The organism is Chryseobacterium sp. IT-36CA2 (assembly GCF_949767875.1).
Classification (GTDB): Bacteria; Bacteroidota; Bacteroidia; order Flavobacteriales; family Weeksellaceae; genus Chryseobacterium.
Map to the genome: position 1 here is coordinate 416,982 of NZ_CATKPG010000022.1, position 13,547 is coordinate 430,528.

At 34.6% G+C, this 13,547-nt stretch carries 15 protein-coding genes; 8 read left to right on the forward strand and 7 right to left on the reverse strand.

The features are described from left to right. Positions 1-69: 69 nt before the first annotated feature. The 4 genes from ACM6F9_RS16655 to ACM6F9_RS16670 form a co-directional block, all read right to left on the reverse strand. Positions 70-417, reverse strand: coding sequence for a DoxX family protein (locus ACM6F9_RS16655; protein WP_414846750.1), 348 nt, complete (start codon positions 415-417; stop codon positions 70-72). Between the two features lie 175 nt (positions 418-592). Further along, the gene (locus ACM6F9_RS16660; protein WP_414846751.1) at positions 593-1,006 is read right to left on the reverse strand and encodes a hypothetical protein; all 414 of its coding nucleotides are present in this window, start codon (positions 1,004-1,006) and stop codon (positions 593-595) included. 196 nt (positions 1,007-1,202) lie between these two features. Further along, positions 1,203-2,405: an MFS transporter gene (locus tag ACM6F9_RS16665; RefSeq protein ID WP_414846752.1), complete on the reverse strand. Its 1,203-nt coding sequence runs from the start codon at positions 2,403-2,405 to the stop codon at positions 1,203-1,205. Positions 2,406-2,521: 116 nt separating this feature from the next. After that, a complete protein-coding gene (locus tag ACM6F9_RS16670) occupies positions 2,522-3,478 on the reverse strand; it encodes a helix-turn-helix domain-containing protein (protein WP_414846753.1) in 957 nt (318 codons plus the stop codon). Between the two features lie 272 nt (positions 3,479-3,750). Between ACM6F9_RS16670 and ACM6F9_RS16675 the strand changes: the two genes are divergently transcribed. Next, positions 3,751-4,596: a hypothetical protein gene (locus ACM6F9_RS16675; protein WP_414846754.1), complete on the forward strand. Its 846-nt coding sequence runs from the start codon at positions 3,751-3,753 to the stop codon at positions 4,594-4,596. Positions 4,597-4,746: 150 nt separating this feature from the next. Here ACM6F9_RS16675 and ACM6F9_RS16680 read toward each other — a convergent pair whose 3' ends face one another. Continuing rightward, positions 4,747-5,358: a response regulator gene (locus ACM6F9_RS16680; RefSeq protein WP_414846755.1), complete on the reverse strand. Its 612-nt coding sequence runs from the start codon at positions 5,356-5,358 to the stop codon at positions 4,747-4,749. A 5-nt stretch (positions 5,359-5,363) separates the two neighbouring features. Beyond that, positions 5,364-6,338, reverse strand: coding sequence for a sensor histidine kinase (locus ACM6F9_RS16685; RefSeq protein ID WP_414846756.1), 975 nt, complete (start codon positions 6,336-6,338; stop codon positions 5,364-5,366). Positions 6,339-7,093: 755 nt separating this feature from the next. Between ACM6F9_RS16685 and ACM6F9_RS16690 the strand changes: the two genes are divergently transcribed. Continuing rightward, positions 7,094-7,303 carry a hypothetical protein gene (locus ACM6F9_RS16690; protein WP_414846757.1) on the forward strand — a complete coding sequence of 70 codons (210 nt, stop codon included), beginning with the start codon at positions 7,094-7,096 and terminating at the stop codon, positions 7,301-7,303. 91 nt (positions 7,304-7,394) lie between these two features. On the opposite strand, the gene ACM6F9_RS16695 is transcribed toward ACM6F9_RS16690, so the two are convergent. Next, on the reverse strand, positions 7,395-8,042 hold the full coding sequence (locus ACM6F9_RS16695; protein WP_414846758.1) for a DUF1349 domain-containing protein: 648 nt from the start codon (positions 8,040-8,042) through the stop codon (positions 7,395-7,397). An 89-nt stretch (positions 8,043-8,131) separates the two neighbouring features. On the opposite strand from ACM6F9_RS16695, the gene ACM6F9_RS16700 reads away from it, so the two are divergent. The 6 genes from ACM6F9_RS16700 (at position 8,132) to ACM6F9_RS16725 (ending at position 13,442) form a co-directional block, all read left to right on the forward strand. Further along, positions 8,132-8,869 (forward strand): response regulator transcription factor, encoded by a 738-nt coding sequence (locus tag ACM6F9_RS16700; protein WP_414846759.1) that lies wholly within the window; start codon positions 8,132-8,134, stop codon positions 8,867-8,869. A 96-nt stretch (positions 8,870-8,965) separates the two neighbouring features. After that, positions 8,966-9,325: a helix-turn-helix domain-containing protein gene (locus ACM6F9_RS16705; protein ID WP_414846760.1), complete on the forward strand. Its 360-nt coding sequence runs from the start codon at positions 8,966-8,968 to the stop codon at positions 9,323-9,325. A 424-nt stretch (positions 9,326-9,749) separates the two neighbouring features. Beyond that, positions 9,750-11,006, forward strand: a complete 1,257-nt coding sequence (locus ACM6F9_RS16710) for an aminotransferase class I/II-fold pyridoxal phosphate-dependent enzyme (RefSeq protein ID WP_414846761.1) — start codon at positions 9,750-9,752, stop codon at positions 11,004-11,006. A gap of 5 nt (positions 11,007-11,011) precedes the next feature. Next, a complete protein-coding gene (locus tag ACM6F9_RS16715) occupies positions 11,012-11,644 on the forward strand; it encodes a TetR/AcrR family transcriptional regulator (RefSeq protein ID WP_105703000.1) in 633 nt (210 codons plus the stop codon). 98 nt (positions 11,645-11,742) lie between these two features. After that, complete coding sequence (gene dnaX, locus ACM6F9_RS16720; protein WP_105702999.1) at positions 11,743-12,828, forward strand: DNA polymerase III subunit gamma/tau; 1,086 nt, start codon at positions 11,743-11,745, stop codon at positions 12,826-12,828. A gap of 38 nt (positions 12,829-12,866) precedes the next feature. Next, positions 12,867-13,442 (forward strand): hypothetical protein, encoded by a 576-nt coding sequence (locus ACM6F9_RS16725; protein WP_414846762.1) that lies wholly within the window; start codon positions 12,867-12,869, stop codon positions 13,440-13,442. Positions 13,443-13,547: the final 105 nt, after the last annotated feature.

The window sequence follows — 13,547 nt, forward strand, 5'->3', positions numbered from 1 at the left end:
TTTGTCCGCAGGCTATGCAGGAGAAGCCTATCAGAAATATGATGATTAACTTATAGGGTTTCATCGGTTTTAGCTTTTAAGAGGATGTTGCAGATAAATAATGAGCAGGTTTAAACAAAGAAATGGAAGCTCTATCATGGCACCTTTCAGGTCTTTATTTAAAAGCTGGAAACAGATAATCAATAAGATGCCGGCCGCCATCAGAAAATTTCCCCAGACAAATGTTTTTGGGAATAAAATCATTACAGAAGCCAATATAGTAAGGGCTCCATTAATCATAAGCCCTGTTTTGTCAAAACCCCATTTTCCGAACATTTCTGTCATTTCAGCTTTACCGGAAATCATAGCAATTCCTTGTTTGAAGCCCATAAAGACAGCAAATAAAATCAATGCAGAATTAATTATCTTTAGAATCATTGATGTGTTTTTTTATATTATTAATACAAATATCAATGAAATTAATGAGATAGCAATGGTGAAGTTTTCGGAATTATTTTAAATGAAGAATGTTGGTTTTTACCTGCTTTATTCTAAAAAGAAGACCACAATTTACGGGCTAAATTGTGGTCTTCCTCAACTAAGAACTATTTAACTACGATTCTGTTTTCAAATACCCATAATGTAAAGCAGTTTCTTTTCCGAATAAGCTTGAGAAAATATTCTGAAACTCATGGATATATCTGCATTTTATGGCGTTCCCGTATATTTTTAGCCCTTCCAGTATTTTTCTGGAGCTCAGGTCTATATCGTATTTTATAAAAGATTCCGGTCTTTCATACCGGATGCTCTGCTCCGAACTGTATGTCCTTGAAAATCCCAGTTTTTCAAGCCATTCTTCCGTTATTTTAATAGGTTTGATGGAGGCTGCCGGAACGGAAATACTTTGAATATCATTTTCAATTTTAACAAAATAATCCTGCTCGACATTGTGAAAGATCTCAGTGATTGTGAAAATCTGGTTTTTGTACTCCACTAAGTTCTTGATTTTTAGATCTGCTACGTTCATAATATTTTGATTTTTAGTTGATGATATGGTTACAGATAAACATCAAATAGCATGCCCTACATTGTTTTGCTAAGTCCTGTTTTGTTGAAATTTAGGTTAAATTTTTACTATAAAAAATTAATAATATGTTAAAATAGTACACACGGGGGCGAATTATTGAATGTGCCGAAAAAATAAATGTGGTATGTATGTGGTACTAATGTTTTGCCGTTGCTTTTGGATTTACATTCACCGTAGTTAAAATAAGTGCTATGATAACGGAAATGATAAGAACGGCTATGAAAACATTCCAGGAATAAGCATGAAGCAGATATCCAGTACCACTTCCTAATATGCTTGAACCAAAATAGTAAAACAGCCAGTAAATAGAAGTTGCTGAAGATTTTCCTCGTTTGGCATATAATGCGGTCATCTGACTTGCCATAGTGTGGGCTGCGAAAAATGATAAGGTAAAAAGTCCAAGTCCGAAAATAAGAATATAGATGTTTTCGGATAATAATAATGCTGCTCCCGTAAGCATAGACAGAATAGACGCTTTAAGAATATTATTCATGGGAAACCTTCTGGAAAGACGGCCTACGATCATCGTTCCAAAGACGCCAAAGATATACATCAGGAAGATAAAAGCGATAATAAAATGGCTTAATGAAAAAGGTTCTGCCTCTAATCTGAACGTCAGATAATTATAAACACTCACAAAAACACCCATCAGTAAAGCTGCTGTACAGTATAAACGAAGCATATAAGGATTGGTAAGGAAAAACTTCATCTGTTTTACCTTGAGGTGATAATCAGTTTTCTGTGGATTGAAAAACCGTGATTCAGGAAATAATTTCCAGAATACAGCCCCCAGAATGAAACTTTCTACCCCGATAAGAAGAACAGCATTGCGCCATCCGAATTCACCTGCAAACAGAGTAGCCATTATCCTTCCGCTCATCCCGCCAATTGTATTTCCACTGAGATACATACTGATTGCCGCTGGCACTGCCAAAGCATTTACTTCTTCCGTAAGATAGGCCAGGGCGACTGCTGAAACACCGGAAACAACAAAACCTTTCAGTACTCCAACAGCAATCAAAAGGCTTAAGCTTGGGATCCAGGTGGAAATAATGGTGAGCAGCGCAGATGAAATCAGTGAAAAAACCATTAAATTCTTCCTCGAATAACTGTCAGCTTTAAAAGCAAAAAATAATAATCCCAATGCCATCCCTATCGTGGATGAAGATACCAGAAGGGAAGTGTCACCTACGGAAACCCCAAACTGTTCTGCAGCCATCGGCAGCATCGGCTGGAAAAGATAAAGCTGTGCAAAAACCGAAAGTCCTGAAAAGAAAATACAAAGTTTTATATATCGGAAACGTGAGCTTCCCTGAATGGCTTTTTCAGATGAATTCATTATTTTTTTTGCAATTAAAATGCAGTTGTTTGACAGAAAATTAAGTTTTACAAATTTCCTGATTATTTTCCGAATGTAAAAATCATTATCTCGATGATATTTATTGGTGAAACAAATCAGTGGAGCTGCAGGCTGCTGATGTATTCGGAAGGCGTAATGTTTTCCATCTGCTTGAATACTCTGTTGAAAGTAGACTGGTTAGAGAATCCTGCTTCCGTATAAATATACATAAGGGTTACCTTTTCAATATCATTTTCACTAAGAAGTCTTTTTACGCATTCAATTCTATGCATATTCAGATAATTGTTGAAGTTGGGATATCCTTTAGCACGGATTGATTTTGAAATATAACTGCTGTTAATATTCATTTCTGTTGAAAGCTTCGAAATATTGAAATTAACATCTTTATACAGCTGTTTTTCCCTCATGACAAGTTCTATTTTCTCAAATAACTCATCTGCAAACGGAGCCTTCTCTGTTACATTGAGTGGCTGTATTGCTATGTTTTGTTTTTTTTCTTCGATTTCATGGTAAATTTCAACTCTTTTTATTTTATCCTTAAAATAGAGCAGGAGTGCTATTACAGCTACATTGGATATCATAAGAATGGTGTCCGTAATTCTTACATCTTCAGGTCTGTGTTTTGGGAAATTAAAGCTGAATGTTTTTGAAATAAGATATCCCGCAATAATATTCAGCAATACAAACATGCTGTAAATAAAGACATACTTTCTCTGAAAGAAAACATATGCGGCTAATGGAATTGGAATAAGCCATACAAAGCTTGCTATAGAATTATCCCAGAAAGCAAGCATAATGTAAAAATTATAAAGGGTTGCAATAACAATATAAGAATGCACCATTACATCTACCGAGTACGTCTTACGCACAATCATGTAAGTGTATAATAGCAAAAAAAGTCCTCCAAAAAGATACCAGGCCATTATTTTATCCGGAATAATAAAAGTAAATATCAAACCAAATATGGCAAGAATAACAGACATCAGAATGTGGTAATAATATACCAGCTGTCTTTTGTACTCTTCAATTTTTATGTCTTTTTCGGTGGTCATTTGTGGTAATAGATAATTTTAAATCATTTAAATACATTTTACAACAATCAAATATAAGAAAATGACTGTGGTAATAATCTGTGTATTAATAATTTGTGTTTTGTTGAGTCGTTTCCGGTTTTTCATTGATTATTCATGAATTTGATTTGTCAATGCGGATAACTTTGCACCAGCTAGCTCAATAAAAGTTGATTGATGATATCTCAGTTGACCCCACATGATTTATTCAATTTTTTGAACAAGTCAAATAATTTTTAAACAAATATACTAAAATGAAGAAAATAAAATTAACTCTTGCCAGCATAATGATGTCTTTTTCAGTAGCTGCATTTTCCCAAGTAGGTATTAATACAGATTCTCCCAAAGTAACATTACATGTAGAAGGAAAGCCAGACGTGGTTACTGTGCCTGATGGGGTGATGGCTCCAAGAATAACAGGGGATCAATTGAAAGCTAAAGATGATGTCTATTTAGCTGCACAGACCGGAGCATTGGTTTATGTAACACAGGCTGTGACCGCACCTTCTGTAAAAACGGCGAAAGTAGATAAAGCCGGATACTATATGTTCAATGGAACCACCTGGAAGTTCGCATTTGGGGGTAAAGATGATGATATTACCATCGGAGACCTGATCTATTATCATGGAAGCATTCCTGCAGGGACTTCAGGAGCAAGTACATTGGCCAGTACTTATCTTACCGATCTTCCTGTTTTGGGAGGTTTTTTAAGACTTGATGCTCAGTTCAACAGTAGTTCAGCAGGTACAGGAGCAGTTACTTCTTTTAATCCAAGGCTCTATAATGTAGGAACTTCAGATGTAAAAATCTGGGTTTCGGAGATGTCTACTCATACCGGGGATTCTGATAACGGAAATATTAAGCTGTCACCAGGAGCCTTCAGGCAGTTTGATGACGGTGTTTATCTTAGCCAGACCCATAATGAGACGGTAACCTTTGATATTACAATACAGGAACCGGAACCAAGGTGGTACAGAGTGTATTTTGCATTCCGTGTAGATAATAAATCCACAACAGGAAGCAGTGATGCTACCACAACAGATTCCAATACTGCTGATAACACAAGAGAACTGTTTCTTTCTGTACAGAGATTATATTAAAAGACGCTTTTTCATAAAGCCATTCTGAGAATTCTAAAAATACAATGACAATATAAAAAAATCTACGGGCTCAATAGGTTAGCTGTTTAAAACCTAATGAGATTTGTGTTTTTTCCGGGGTCGGAATTAAATTATTCCGACCCCATTTTTTTAATGCATCATTTCGTATACCTTGATTAATTCTGCAATATTGGCAACGTTAAGCTTTTGAAAAATTCTTTTCTTGTAAGTACTTACTGTAGACATTTGAATATTAAGCCTGTTGGCAATTTCCAGGTTTCCGTTTCCATCGGCAAGGAGTTTGAAAATTTCATACTCACGGGAGGATAACTTTTCTACAGGATTGTCTCTTTTGTTTTGGATAATAAGGCCAATTAGTTCTGCAGGGTAGAAATACCCCTTTTCAATCACAGTTTTTACAGCATTCTTAATTTCTTCCTCACTGCTTTGTTTGTTGAGATAACCTTCCGCACCTTCTCTGATGTATTGAATGGCAACATCCTTATCATAACCTGAGAATATCAGAATCTTAAGGTCATTCTGTATATCTTTTAATTCCGGAATCATTTTTTTATACTGTGTTCCGGGCATATCAATATCTAAAATAAGAAGATCATAACGTGAAAAGCCGATCTTATTTTTTACCTGGTCGTAGTTTTCTGCAAAATCTATTTTTAGCTCCGGATAAGCAGTTTCAAGAACCAGTGATGTGCCTGCTCTTACTACATAGTGATCATCAGCAATTAAAATTCTTTCATTCATACAAATTAGTTTTTATTGAGTGTTATTTCTACCACAGTTCCTTGAGGTTCATTTTGCCTGAAACTGATTTCAGCATTGATCTTTTTTACCAGATGGATAACCATATGAAGACCAAGTCCTTTTCCTTTGAAACTAGGAGTTTCCAGCTTAGGATTTCTGAACAGGCTCATATAACTTGCAATCTGTTCTGCTGACATTCCGATTCCTGTATCGGCAATAATTATTGTAGATTTTTGTTGGTTTTCTGTAATGTTTAGGATGATATTTCCTTCAAAAGTATTTTTCACAGCATTATCAAGGATATTGTGAATAATGGCGGTTAAAATACTTTCATTTACTTTAGAATATACTTTATGATCAGTAAGATTAGTGATGACTGTTCCTTTTTCTTTTGCAATTTCACAAAATAATCTGTTCTTGATTTCCAGAATTCTATTGATAGGATATTCTTTCTCTTCAAAAATATTTTCGGCTTTGTAAAGCTCTGTGTATTCCTTTAAGTTCAGGGTAAACTGATAAAGCTGCTCCGAAGATTTATAAATGCTGTCAAAATATTTCTTCTGAAGTTCTAAGTCATCAGACTCATGAATTTTTTGGGAAAGCATCGCAATAAACCTGATTGGTGTTGTAATATCATGACTGATAGTTTCTACCAGCTTTTTCTGATATTCTGTTTCCTTTTGCAGGTTGCTTTTTACCAGTTCCAGATGGAGATAAGTTTCTTTTAGTTCAGAATTTTTATTGTGAACAATTTGTTTTAATGTTTTATTCTTTATCCTTAAAAAATTGGTTGTTAGCTGAAAAATAATGATAATAATAATCAGAATAATGATAGCAGCAGACACTCTGAACAAGATAGTCTGATGAAAAGGTGGTTCTATTGGTGAAACTCCATTGTCTATATTGTGCCACGGGGAAATGTGGCGCTGTCCGGAAACAGTTAAAGATATACAAGCAAAAATAAATGCCCAAACTCTCATAAATGTGCAAAACTGATCTATGCCTGCTGCTAATGCAATAGGCGGTTAATAATAGTATTTGTACAAGTCGAAGTTTTTTTAATGATCGGGAACGATTGAAAATAAATTTTTATCATTGGTGTTTTCTGGTCTATTGTGTTTTATTTTTTTTGATTGTGTAAAAATAGTGAAATTATGGGGATAAATTAGTATTTCGTAATCTGTTTTCTATAAGTTTTATCGAGGTTTCCGGATAGTGTGGTACTTAAATAATGCTGAAATATTTTAGTAATTCAATAATAAGTGACAAATTTATTCGTGATTCAATTTAAAATAACTTCTTTAGATGTCAATGATATACCTGATTTGCGATTTGTTTTAGAATTTTATAAATGTAAAATATTGATGTTTGTGGAATTTTTTTTATTATTTATAGATTAATAGTTTAAGTTTTATTGAATTGCTTTTTGTAGTAAAAGTTTGACAAAAAACAGAGGTTAATTCTACAGAATGTCTTTGTCATCACTGATGAATATTCATATTTTTGCAAAAATATTCTCAGAACAATTAAAGGAACTTTGTTTCTGAATAATGATTCTAAGAACACAAACGGTTTTATCTCACAAAGCAAAGGGTCTCTTTAATGAGATCTTTTGATGTTTCTATTCCTTTTCATTCCATTAAAAAATACGAATTTATTATAGAAGTATTACTAGAAGATACTGATTTCTAGTTGAATGGCATTGGTTTTGTAAAGGAATGGCAAACATAATGAAATGAATAAAGATAATTTTAACTATCTAATTGGAAAAACACGCCACGAAGTGAAAGCTGAAATGGGTGATGGTTTCAATTTTTTTAAACACAATATTTGGACTTACCACGTGGGTCAAACTTGGTTAGGAAAGAAAGTTATCTTGTCGGTTCTGTTTAACGGAAATAAAGCTGTCAGTATTACATTACATAAGACTTTTAAAAACTGCTAATTCCTGTTTTGTTGTCGGAATTACAAAAAAACCTCCCGGAAATGATGGGAGGTGAATAAAATTGACTGTATATTGAAGTGTAATTCAATCATTATTTATGGGTTTCAAGCCACTTTAGTCTGCGCTCGTCCGGAAGATGTTTTACTTTGAAGTTTTCAAAAAGAGCATTGAAACCTTGTCCGTCTGGGCAGGCTGCCATTAAACCGACCATTACAGGAGTGTTGTCCTGTAGAGGAGCATTTCTCATCATGATATAATTCTTATCATCAAATGAGTAAAATATTTCTACAGCGTCCAGTCTTCTCACTGCTTTTATCCATATGGCAGGAGGTGTTTTGTCTAAAGTGATAACGCTCCAGTCGCTTTTGTTGTGAGTTACCACAGTGCTGAGGTTGTACTTGCCATCTACAAATTCCACTCCGGCTTTGATGTAGTGCTCTTTATCTGTTCTGAGCATAAGTCCCATCTGATCAAATCTTGCTCTATAGCTGCCTGTGATTTTTACTTTTGCTTCAAATTCTCCTCCATAAGTAGTGTAGTAAAAAGGTGCATCATCAACAGTAAATCCATAGTGGGAAACTCTCCAGTAATCACTCTGCGGAGTCACAAACATAGACAGGCTGTTGTTTTTGATTTCCCATTTTTCAGGTTCATTAAACCATGTCATCTTCTCCAGAGTCTGGGCAGAGAGATTTTGAACCAGGGATAGTATACAAAAGCCTAAAAGCAATTTCTTCATTCTATTTTAAATAAGTTCTAAGGGTAAATTATTATTTTAGCAAAAATATAATTAAACCCGAATCGCGTCAATACTGATAAATAACCATTATGGAAATACGTGAACAGCTCAGTGATAAATTACTGGACAAAACCTCCAAAAAGTGTCTGCTTGATATAGAAATCTATAAACAAAGAGCACTTGTGTATTCTCAGATGGAAGGTGCTATATCTGTATTGAGCGATATGCAGGAGAATAAAAGCTATATTTATAAATCCGCAGCAGCGGGCGAACTGGGACTCAGTGTAGGGGAAAATCCAATAGAAATTGATTCAATCTGGGAAGAAGAAATGCTGAAAAAGATACATCCTGATGACCGGCTAAAGAAATATATCCATGAGCTTCGTTTTTTCAAATTACTGGAAGCAACGGAGGCTGACCAGCGTGCAGCTTACAGTGTTGTTTCAAAAATAAGAATGAAAGATAAAAATGAAGAGTATCGTTGGGTGAAGCATCGTATGTTTTATATTTATTCTCCTTACAATGGCAGGTTGAGACTGGCTTTCTGTCTTTATAATATTGCACTTTCTTCCTCATCAGTTCCTGATTTTATGATTGTCAATACAATCAAAGGAGAAGTTCTTGTAAAAGACAGGCTTGATTATAAAAATATTCTGAGCCCAAGGGAGATGGAAGTCTTGAGATTTGTAGGAGAGGGGTATGCAAGTAAAGAAATTGCTGATCTTCTTTCTATAAGTATCAATACCGTGAGCAGACACCGTCAGAATATTCTGGAAAAACTGAAAGTGAAAAATTCTACACAGGCTTTTAAAGATAGTTTTTATTAAATATTCAGCTTGAAATATCCGAAAAGTTCACCGTGCTATTTTGTATCTTATGATTAAATTTATATATTGAATACAGATTAACAAGAACAATACACGATGAAAAGAAGTGAAGAAATCACCCTTCAGTATTTTGCTTTTTTAGACAAGCATATTCAGGATGTAATTTTCGGAACTGTTCCTGAATTTATGGAACTGAATGAAATTGCAGGAAAGCTTGCGATCTCTCATAAACATCTTTCTGATACTATTAAAAAAGAAACCGGACAGCACCCTTGTTCTTTTTATGATGAAAAAATTATCGATCAGATTAAAAAAATGCTCATTGTTTCCGATAAATCTGTAGCAGAAATTGCCCGTATTTTTACATATGACCCATCCAATTTTTCAAAATTTTTTAAAAAAATGACCGGTTTTACTCCCGGGAATTTCAGAAATTCTAAAAAGAACATAATTTGACTACTTTTTTTGTTTAATATTGCTATAGCAGGAGATTTGTACCTGCTTTTGTCTTTAAGTAGGGATTTGGCCATCCAGATTGTCTGTTTTAAAAGGCTGTTTAGTGAATTAAAATGTTAAAATAATAAGAAAATAATCTTTTATAAATGAGTCGTTTGTGAAAAAAAACCATATTTTTTTATTATTTATGTACTAATATTTCTTTATTGTTTGATTTTTTTATTAAATTTAGGTAAGAAAAAACTAATTAATTCAATAGGTGAAAACGTTAAAAAGATTGATAAACATATAAATACTTTGGTTTCCAGATGATAAGAATAAAATATTGTGTCTTTAATAATATTTAATCTTATGAGAGGCGCTTAAGCCTTCTAAATAGTTATATATTTGTTTCTTTTAAACCACACAACAAACAAAATTAAGGATGAGCATCAATTTCACAACAGCAACTATTAAAGACTTTGAGAATATACCAGATAATGATATGGCTCAAAGAGCTGAAATTTTTTATGAATATTTAGACTTTGTAAAGTCTAACGGACACATGAATTATAGACTGAAGAATACTTCAGGAACCAATGCAATATTGAATGTAAATATTGCAGACCAAAACAGAGAATTTGTTAGTTTTGTATCAAGTGATTATTTGGGATTTACACAACACCCAAAAGTAAAGCAAGCTGCTATTGAAGGAATAGAGAAGTATGGAACAGGAACAGGAGCTACTCCTCTTATTGGAGGCTACTTTGATTATCACAACGCCCTAGAAAAAAGAATTTCAAGTTTTTTTAAACGAACAGAAGATGAAGCCGTAGTATTTACTACCGGTTATACCGCTAATAGTGCGAGTTTACAATGTTTAATGCAGAAAGAAGACCTTGCTATTTTAGACATGGCAGTGCATGCAAGTGTACACGAAGGATGTGCTTTTACCAATAAAAAAACATTTCCGCACAATAATTTGGAATCTTTGGAACACATTTTGAAGGTATCTGAAAATCTGTACCGTACGAAACTCGTTATTGTGGATGGAGTGTATTCCCAGGATGGTGATACCTCCCGTATTAATGAGATCTATAATCTTGTGAAAAAGTATAATGCCTTTCTAATGGTAGACGACGTACATGGCGTTGGTATCCTTGGAGAAACGGGTAGAGGTACTTTGGAACAGGCTGGATTATTGGATAAAGTAGACCTTATCACAGGAACATTCAGTAAAACGTTTGGAAATCTTGGAGGATATGTCATTGCCGATAAAAAATTGGCTGCTTTTATGAGATTCCATTCCCGTCAGCAGATTTTCTCAGCAACAGCTCCACCATCATCCGCAGGAATTGTTAAAGCCATTGATTTAATAGACGAAGAACCCATCTGGAGAGAAAAACTCTGGAACAACATCAATTATTTCAAAAAAGGACTTGATGATCTAGGTTTAGATACCGGAGTTACCTGTTCAGCAATTATTCCTGTGAAAATAGGAGATCCTTATGTAACAGGAGAAGCCGGAAAACTACTAATAGAAAAAGGAATCTATACCAACCCGATTCTTTATCCGGCAGTACCAAGAAAAGATGCGCGTATAAGGATGAGTGTAACGGCAAGACACGAAAAAGAACATCTCGACAAAACGCTTAATGCGTTTGATGATATTAATAAAAAATTGCATATTGCGAAAAAATAATAATTATGCCTAGAAAAGTAGTGCAGGGCCCCATTAGGGACAAAGAAAAAACAAAGCAAAAACTGCTTGCTGCAGTTGGTAAAATTTTAAGAGTAAAAGGATACTCCGGACTAAAAGTAAGTAAAATTGCCGCAGTGGCCGGATTTGATAAAAAGTTGATCTATGAGTACTTTGGAAGTACTGATAAGCTGATCGATGAATATATCAAATCTCAGGATTACTGGAGCCAGGTCAACCAGGATGTTGATATGGATTTCTCCGACGGTGGACATGAACTTACCAAAATGGTTGTATTAAACCAGTTCGAAAACCTGAAGAAAAATAAAGAACTTCAGAAAATTATCCTTTGGGAGCTTTCAGAAAGCAAGCCTATTCTTAAGAAATTAGTTGAACAACGTGAAGAGGTAGGGGAAGTTTTATTTGGGAATATCTCAGATCCTTATTTCGGTGAAGGAGTAGCTACAAGACACAGAGCAATTATGGCTTTGATTGTTTCCGGAGCTTACTATCTTAACCTTTATACAGGATATAACGCTAACAAATTCTGCGGTATCGACCTGAAGACTGAAGAAGGAAGAAAAGAAATTGAAGCTGCTGTTGTTGAGTTGATTGACTTTGCCTACAGCAAAAAGAAATAGAGATTAAAAGTTTTCCAATTTAAACAGAAATATGTTTTTTGTTGATATTTGAAAACTTTTAATTTTCAAATTAAAACTATATTTCTTATTTTTGACCAATGGAAAATTTTATAGTATCTGCAAGAAAATATCGTCCTCAAGAGTTTGATACAGTTGTAGGGCAATCCCATATTACGGATACTTTAGAACATGCAATTGAAGAAAGTCAATTAGCTCAAGCATTACTTTTTTGTGGACCCCGCGGTGTGGGTAAAACTACCTGTGCGAGGATTCTGGCAAGAAAGATCAATGAGAAAGATGGCTCGGTTTCAGAAGACGGCTTTGCTTATAATATCTATGAGCTGGATGCTGCATCCAATAACTCCGTAGATGATATCAGAGAACTGATAGATCAGGTACGCTTTGCACCTCAGGTTGGTAAATACAAAGTATATATCATCGATGAGGTTCATATGCTGTCTTCTGCCGCTTTCAATGCTTTCCTTAAAACTTTGGAAGAACCGCCTGCTCATGCCATTTTTATTCTGGCAACCACGGAGAAGCATAAAATTATTCCAACCATTTTATCCCGTTGTCAGATTTACGACTTCAAGAGAATTACTATTGAAGATATCCAGAATCATCTCAAAAATATTGCCCAGAAAGAAAATATCCAGTACGAAGACGATGCATTGTATCTGATCGCACAAAAAGCTGATGGTGCATTAAGAGATGCGCTTTCTATTTTCGACAGACTCTCTACTTTCTCCCAGAAAAATATTACGCTGGCAAAAGCCGCCGAAGTATTAAATATTCTGGATTATGATCAGTATTTGAACATCGTAGATCTCGCCAAGGAAAACAAAATCCCTGAAGTGCTTTTCGCGTTCAATGAGATTGTGAAAAAAGGTTTTGATCCTCATATTTTCATTGCCGGATTAGGAAATCATTTCAGAGACCTGATGATGGCACAAAACGCTTCCACCATGGAACTCATTGAGGTGGGAGAGAAGACAAAAGCTAAGTTCGTAGAACAGGGACAAAAATGGGTCGCCCAGCAGTTAATAGATGGTATTGAGATCTGCAACCATGCGGATATTAATTATAAGAATTCGAAAAACCCTAGACTTACGGTTGAAATTGCATTAATGCAGCTGGCTTCACTGACAGCTAATTTAGGCGATACTAAAAAAAAAAGTTCCTGATCCTGGCTCCGTTTCTCAGTGAGAAACAGGAGGTGAAAATGCCGGAAAAGGCTCCTGAGAAAAAGGAAATTAAAATAGAACAGCCGACTGCAGTTTCGGATAAAGTAGAGGAAACTCCAGTAACAAAAACATCCAAACCATTATCAAGACCGGGAATGTCTTCCGGTTTCAGCATTAATTCTTTCCTGAATAAAGAAGATAAAGTAGAAGAAACAGAAAATGTAACTGTAAGAACCGAAAATCTTCCGCAAAACCATTTTACAGATACAGATCTGCAGATGGAGTGGAAAATTATGCTTAAACAGCTTCAGGTGAAAAACAACTTTGTATTTAATGCCGTGAAAACCTTCAAACTGGTAAAAGCTGAAGAGCATAAAATCAAAGTTTTGTTCCCTTCAGATTCTGCAAAAGTAGAATTTGATAAAATAAGTGGAGAATTTTTTAATCATTTTAAAAGAAAAATTCAGAATCATATTATCGAGGTAGAATACGTCAGAGACGTTGAAAATCTGAAGATTGAGGTGGTGACTAAGAGAAAAATGTTTGAGAAATTTATCGAAAAAAATCCACTTTTAAAAGATCTTGATGATTTAATGAAGTTTGATTTGACATAATTTTTATATATTTGTCAAATATTTGTGTCGAAAATAAGTTTTTGACAAAAGCAAATTACAACCAGAAACGCTAAAACAAGACATTTCCAGAATAAAATGGAAAAT

What these genes read in the sequence shown, in the direction of transcription:
- ACM6F9_RS16700 (WP_414846759.1), top strand. Translation starts at nt 8,132, where the DNA reads ATGGAAATACGTGAACAGCTCAGTGATAAATTACTGGACAAAACCTCC.
- ACM6F9_RS16655 (WP_414846750.1), bottom strand. Translation starts at nt 417, where the DNA reads ATGATTCTAAAGATAATTAATTCTGCATTGATTTTATTTGCTGTCTTT.
- ACM6F9_RS16715 (WP_105703000.1), top strand. Translation starts at nt 11,012, where the DNA reads ATGCCTAGAAAAGTAGTGCAGGGCCCCATTAGGGACAAAGAAAAAACA.
- ACM6F9_RS16665 (WP_414846752.1), bottom strand. Translation starts at nt 2,405, where the DNA reads ATGAATTCATCTGAAAAAGCCATTCAGGGAAGCTCACGTTTCCGATAT.
- ACM6F9_RS16695 (WP_414846758.1), bottom strand. Translation starts at nt 8,042, where the DNA reads ATGAAGAAATTGCTTTTAGGCTTTTGTATACTATCCCTGGTTCAAAAT.
- ACM6F9_RS16675 (WP_414846754.1), top strand. Translation starts at nt 3,751, where the DNA reads ATGAAGAAAATAAAATTAACTCTTGCCAGCATAATGATGTCTTTTTCA.
- ACM6F9_RS16685 (WP_414846756.1), bottom strand. Translation starts at nt 6,338, where the DNA reads ATGAGAGTTTGGGCATTTATTTTTGCTTGTATATCTTTAACTGTTTCC.
- ACM6F9_RS16680 (WP_414846755.1), bottom strand. Translation starts at nt 5,358, where the DNA reads ATGAATGAAAGAATTTTAATTGCTGATGATCACTATGTAGTAAGAGCA.
- ACM6F9_RS16660 (WP_414846751.1), bottom strand. Translation starts at nt 1,006, where the DNA reads ATGAACGTAGCAGATCTAAAAATCAAGAACTTAGTGGAGTACAAAAAC.
- ACM6F9_RS16725 (WP_414846762.1), top strand. Translation starts at nt 12,867, where the DNA reads ATGCCGGAAAAGGCTCCTGAGAAAAAGGAAATTAAAATAGAACAGCCG.
- ACM6F9_RS16670 (WP_414846753.1), bottom strand. Translation starts at nt 3,478, where the DNA reads ATGACCACCGAAAAAGACATAAAAATTGAAGAGTACAAAAGACAGCTG.
- dnaX (WP_105702999.1), top strand. Translation starts at nt 11,743, where the DNA reads ATGGAAAATTTTATAGTATCTGCAAGAAAATATCGTCCTCAAGAGTTT.
- ACM6F9_RS16705 (WP_414846760.1), top strand. Translation starts at nt 8,966, where the DNA reads ATGAAAAGAAGTGAAGAAATCACCCTTCAGTATTTTGCTTTTTTAGAC.
- ACM6F9_RS16690 (WP_414846757.1), top strand. Translation starts at nt 7,094, where the DNA reads ATGAATAAAGATAATTTTAACTATCTAATTGGAAAAACACGCCACGAA.
- ACM6F9_RS16710 (WP_414846761.1), top strand. Translation starts at nt 9,750, where the DNA reads ATGAGCATCAATTTCACAACAGCAACTATTAAAGACTTTGAGAATATA.